Below are 4,935 nucleotides of genomic sequence, written 5' to 3'. Positions count from 1 at the left end.
TACATCTCCCCCAACCTGCGCACCCGCCACTCGGGGGCGAACTTCGCCCCCCTGGAGAAGCTGGAGGGGGTCATCACCCCGAACGGCCTCCACTTTGAACGCCACCACGCCGGGGTGCCCCAGGTGGACCCCAAGGCTTGCCGCCTGGCAATCCACGGGATGGTGGAGCGCCCCTTGGTCTTCACCCTGGAGGACCTCAAGCGCTTCCCCTCCGTCACCCGCACCTACTTCATTGAGCGCGCCGGGAACGGGCAGAACGGCTACCGCAACCCCCCGGACCCCAACCTCACCGCCACCCGTAGCCGGGGCCTCGCCTCCAACGCCAGCTGGACCGGGGTGCCCCTGGCCCTTCTCCTCAAGGAGGCGGGGGTGAAGCCCGGGGCCAAGCGGTTCATCCCCGAGGGGATGGACGCCGCCATGTACACCCGCTCCCTGCCCCTGGAGAAGGCCATGGAGGACGTGCTGGTGGCCTACGCGCAAAACGGGGGGTACCCCTTCAACCGCCTGGTTTCCGAGCCCTTCCCCATCACCCCGGACACCGAGCCCGTGGAGTACGCCATCGGCAACTACTGGCAGTACCCCACCACCCTCTTTGACTACATCCGAAGGGCCATGCCCTTCGGGCAGGCGGGGACGCTGACGGACGAGGAGGTCTACCACCTGGTGGCCTTCCTCCTCTACATGAACGGCATCATTGACGCCAGTACCCCCGTGAACCAGGCCACCCTGCCCAAGATCCGCATGCCCGCCCGGGAGCTCCTCCACCTGGACCCTGAGACCCAGCGCCGCTTCCCCTGGCTCACCCTGCCCTAGGATAGAGGTATGACCCTTTCCTTTACGGCGGCCTTTTTGGCGGGGGTGCTCTCCTTCCTCTCCCCGTGCGTCTTGCCCCTCGTCCCCACCTACCTCTTCTACCTGGGGGGGGAGAGGGGGCGCCCCCTCTTCAACGCCCTCTTCTTCGTCCTGGGCTTCGGGGTGGTCTTCTTCCTCCTGGGCCTGCCCTTCACCCTCCTCGGGGGGCTCCTCTTTGAGCACCGCGAGACCCTGACCCGCATCGGGGGGGTGGTCCTCGTCCTCTTCGGGCTCTACATGCTGGGCCTCAGGCCCAGGTGGGGGGTTTCCCTCCGCTACGAGGGGGAGACGGGCCGCCCCCTTGGGGCCTTCCTCCTCGGGGCCACCCTGGCCCTGGGCTGGACCCCCTGCATCGGCCCCATCCTGGGGGCCATCCTGACCCTCACCGCCGTGGGGGGTGGGGTAGGCTTCCTCCTGGCCTACATCCTGGGCCTCGCCGTGCCCTTCCTGCTGGTGGCCCTCTTCGCCGACCGGATCAAGGGGTGGCTTAGGCGCGCCGGCCGGATTTCCCACTACGTGGAGGTCCTGGCGGGCGTGGTCCTGATCCTCGTGGGGGTGCTTCTCTTCACCGGCACCTTCACGGCTTTGAACACCTTCTTCCTGCGGATCACCCCCGAGTGGCTGCAGCGGTACCTCTAGGTACCTTTTTCCCCGGGGTGTCTTCTAGACTGGGAGAGGCATGCTCCTTCGCCTGCAGGGCGTCTCCAAGCGTTTCGGCCGCGACTGGGTCATCCGGGGCCTGGACCTCGAGGTGCGCCGGGGAGAGGCCGTGGCCCTCCTGGGGCCCAACGGCTCCGGCAAGACCACCCTCCTCCGCCTGATGGCGGGGCTTCTGAAGCCTACCCGGGGCCAGGTGGAGCGAAGGGGAAGGCCCCTCTTCCTCCCCAACCCCCCGGCCTTCCACCGCCACCTCACCGCCCGGGAGCACCTTCTCTTTGACCTCGCCTTCCACGGGGTGGGGGGGGACTGGAAGGGGGCCTTGGAGCGCTTTGGCCTCCCCCAGGACCTTCCCCTCGCCGCCTTTTCCAGCGGGATGAAAAAGCGCCTGGCCCTGGCCCGCCTCCTCCTCCTCAGGCCGGACCTCTGGCTTCTGGACGAACCGGAAACCGCCCTGGACCAGGAGGGGAGGGCCCTTCTTCTGGAGACCCTCCGGGAGGCCCAGAAGGAGGCGGCGGTGGTCCTCGCCACCCACGACCGGGCCTTGGCCGAGGCGGTGGCCGACCGGGCGGTGTGGCTGGGGGCGGCGTGAGGCGGGTCTGGCTTCTTGCCCTTCGGGACCTCCGCCTCGAGGTCCGGGACCGCGCCGGGCTTCTCTCCCTGCTCGCCTTTTTGGGGGTGACGCTTTTCGTCATGGCCCTGGCCTTGGGCCCCGAGGAGGCCCTTCTGCGCCGGGCGGCCCCCGGGGTCCTTTGGGTGGCCCTGGCCTTCCTCTCCACCCTCCTCTCCAGCCGGGCCTTCGCCCTGGAGGTGGAGGAGGGCACCCTGGAGGACCTCCTCCTCGCCCCTGGGGGGAAGGAGTGGGTCTACTTCGGAAAGCTCCTCTTCCAGATGCTCCTGCTCCTCCCCTTGGCCCTCCTCGCCCTCCTTCTTGCGGCGGGGCTTTTCTACCTGCCCCTGGAGAAGGGGCTTCCCCTCTTCCTCACCCTGGCCCTGGGCACCCTGGGCTACGCCAGCGTGGCCACCTTCTACGCGGGCCTCCTCGCCCGGCTTCGGGGGCGGGAGGCCCTTCTGCCCCTTCTCCTCTTCTCCCTGGTGGTGCCCGTGGTCCTGGCCTCGGTGCGGGCCACGGCGGGGCTTCTTGAGGGGCTTCCCCTGGAGGAGGTGGCCTCCTGGTGGCAGCTCCTCCTGGTGTTTGACGCCGTCTATGTGACGGCGAGCGCCCTTCTTTTCCCCCTCATCATGGAGGGGTAGGGCCACAGACTTCTAAGCCGAGGAGGACCTATGCTGAATAGGGAGGAACGCGATGCTGAAGGCGGCTTACCCGGAACGCCCTGATGCTCTGACCTGGGTTTTCCTGGGCCTGGGGCTTCTCCTCTTGCCTTTGGGCCTCTACCTCGCCCTCGAGGCCCCGCCCGACGCCAACCAGGGCTACCTGGTGCGCATCATGTACCTGCACGTGCCCGGGGCCTGGCTCGGCTACCTGGCCTTTTCCGTCACCTTCCTTTACTCCCTCCTCTACCTCTTCCGCCAGGACCCCCGCTACGACCGGGTGGCCCGGGCCAGCGCCGAGATCGGCCTGGTCTTCATGGGCCTCGCCCTGGTGACGGGGATGCTCTGGGCGAGGCCCACCTGGGGGGTCTACTGGACCTGGGAGCCCAGGCTCACCACCACGGCCATCCTTTTCGCCGTCTACGTGGGCTACTTCCTCCTGCGGGGGGCCATAGAGGACCCCGAGCTTCGCCAGAAGGCGGCGGCTGCCGTGGGCGTTTTGGGCTTCCTCAACGTGCCCATCAGCTATATGTCGGTGAAGTGGTGGCGGAGCCTGCACCAGACCCAGTCCATTGACCTCACCACGGGCAAGGTCCACATGGCCCCGGAGATGCTCCAGGTCCTCCTCTTCAACCTCCTGGTCTTTACCCTTCTGTACCTGGGCTTCGTGCGCTTCCGGGGCTTCCTCGAGGCCCGGGAGGAGGGGAGGGAGGAGGCGTGATGGAGGTCTTCGTCACCTGGGTCTACGCCCTCACCTACCTCACGGTCTTCGGCTACCTCGCCTATCTCTTTTGGCGCTACAGGAGGGTGCGGTGAAGGTCAAGTACGTGATGGGCCTCCTGGTCATCCTGGGCGCCCTGGGCTACATGGTCTTCGGGGGGCTTGGGCGGAACCTGGTCTACTTCCTCACCCCCTCGGAGTACCTGCAGGACCAGGCCAAGTACCAGAACCGCCCCGTGCGCCTAGGGGGGCTCGTGAAGCCCGGGACCGTCCAGTACGACAGGGACAGGCTGGAGCTCCGCTTCGTCCTCACGGACGGGGTGGCCGAGGTGCCCGTCCTCCATAGGGGCACGCCCCCCGGCATGTTCAAGGAGGGCCAGGGGGTGGTGGTGGAGGGGCGGTTTGCGGGCGGGCTCTTCCAGGGCACCAACCTTTTGGTGAAGCACTCGGAGACCTACCAGCCCCCCAAGGCGGGCTGGACCCCGGAAGAGGTGCGCAAGCTCATTGAGGAGGCCAAATGACCCCAGCCCTTCTCGGCAACCTCTCGGTGAGCCTGGCCCTGGCCTTTAGCCTCCTCGGCCTCGCCCTCGCCCTCCTCGCTTACCTCCAGGGGGACGGGCGCTTCCTTAGGGGGGCGAGGGCCCTGGTCTTCCCCGCCTTCCTCGCGGCCCTCGCCGCCTTCCTCGCCCTGGAGTGGGCCCTCCTCGCCCACGACTTCAGCCTGGCCTACGTAGCCCGGAACCACTCCACCAAGGACCCCCTCTGGGTGACCCTGGTGACCCCCTGGGCGGCCCTCGAGGGCAGCATCCTCCTCTGGGGCCTCCTCCAGACCCTCTACACCCTGCTCGCCAGCAAGAAGCCCCTGGACCCTTGGCGGGCCTCCCTGGTCCTCGCCGTGCTCTACGGGGTCCAGGTCTTCTTCTTCGGGGTCATGGCCACCATCGCGAGCCCCTTCGCCACCCTTCCCAATCCGCCGGGGGAAGGCGTGGGGCCGAACCCCCTCCTCCAGAACCACTGGATGATGGCCGTCCACCCCGTGCTCATGTACCTGGGCTTCGTGGGCCTCAGCGTGCCCTACGCCTACGCGGTGGCGGCCATGGTCACGCGGCGCTACCAGACCTGGGTGGAGGAGACGAGGTGGTGGACCCTCATCGCCTGGGGCTTTCTCACCGCGGGGAAGGTGGCGGGGATGTGGTGGAGCTACGAGGTCTTGGGCTGGGGCGGGTACTGGGCCTGGGACCCGGTGGAGAACGCCAGCTTCGTCCCCTGGCTCCTCGCCACGGCCTTCCTGCACACGGCCATCGTCCAGCAGACCCGGGGGGCCTTCAAGGCCTGGAACTTCGCCTTCGTGACCCTGGCCTTCGCCGCCACGGTGCTCGGCACCTTCCTCACCCGTAGCGGGGTCATCCAGTCGGTGCACGCCTTCGCCGAGGG

At 68.2% G+C, this 4,935-nt stretch carries 6 protein-coding genes and 2 pseudogenes; all 8 read left to right on the top strand.

Features of this window, described 5'->3' with window-relative positions; all coding sequences use genetic code 11:
- Nucleotides 1-486: pseudogene (locus ABJK26_RS05535) on the top strand (molybdopterin-dependent oxidoreductase); the annotation flags it as partial.
- A pseudogene (locus ABJK26_RS05530) lies at nucleotides 481-813 on the top strand (cytochrome c); the annotation flags it as partial. The pseudogenes ABJK26_RS05535 and ABJK26_RS05530, both read left to right, overlap by 6 nt.
- 9 nt (nucleotides 814-822) lie before the next feature.
- Nucleotides 823-1,491 carry a cytochrome c biogenesis protein CcdA gene (gene ccdA, locus ABJK26_RS05525; protein WP_347241272.1) on the top strand — a complete coding sequence of 223 codons (669 nt, stop codon included), beginning with the start codon at nucleotides 823-825 and terminating at the stop codon, nucleotides 1,489-1,491.
- A 40-nt stretch (nucleotides 1,492-1,531) separates the two neighbouring features.
- Nucleotides 1,532-2,101 (top strand): ATP-binding cassette domain-containing protein, encoded by a 570-nt coding sequence (locus ABJK26_RS05520; protein WP_347241271.1) that lies wholly within the window; start codon nucleotides 1,532-1,534, stop codon nucleotides 2,099-2,101.
- Nucleotides 2,098-2,763, top strand: a complete 666-nt coding sequence (locus ABJK26_RS05515; protein ID WP_347241270.1) for a heme exporter protein CcmB — start codon at nucleotides 2,098-2,100, stop codon at nucleotides 2,761-2,763. The genes ABJK26_RS05520 and ABJK26_RS05515 overlap by 4 nt, the downstream gene beginning before the upstream one ends.
- Nucleotides 2,764-2,815: 52 nt before the next feature.
- Entirely contained in the window at nucleotides 2,816-3,502 is a 687-nt protein-coding gene (ccsA, locus tag ABJK26_RS05510) for a cytochrome c biogenesis protein CcsA (RefSeq protein WP_347241269.1), read from the top strand.
- Between the two features lie 91 nt (nucleotides 3,503-3,593).
- Entirely contained in the window at nucleotides 3,594-4,022 is a 429-nt protein-coding gene (gene ccmE, locus ABJK26_RS05505) for a cytochrome c maturation protein CcmE (RefSeq protein ID WP_347241267.1), read from the top strand.
- Nucleotides 4,019-4,935: cytochrome c biogenesis protein CcsA (gene ccsA, locus ABJK26_RS05500; protein WP_347241266.1), on the top strand; the 917-nt coding region annotated here is incomplete at its 3' end. The genes ccmE and ccsA (ABJK26_RS05500), both read left to right, overlap by 4 nt.

Source organism: Thermus sp. (assembly GCF_039793865.1).
Lineage (GTDB): Bacteria > Deinococcota > Deinococci > Deinococcales > Thermaceae > Thermus.
Note: the sequence above shows the minus strand (reverse complement) of the source record. Positions and strands in the feature narration are given on the sequence as shown.

Coding starts and splice junctions, on each gene's coding strand:
- ccdA (WP_347241272.1), top strand. CDS start 823: ATGACCCTTTCCTTTACGGCGGCCTTTTTGGCGGGGGTGCTCTCCTTC.
- ABJK26_RS05520 (WP_347241271.1), top strand. CDS start 1,532: ATGCTCCTTCGCCTGCAGGGCGTCTCCAAGCGTTTCGGCCGCGACTGG.
- ccsA (WP_347241269.1), top strand. CDS start 2,816: ATGCTGAAGGCGGCTTACCCGGAACGCCCTGATGCTCTGACCTGGGTT.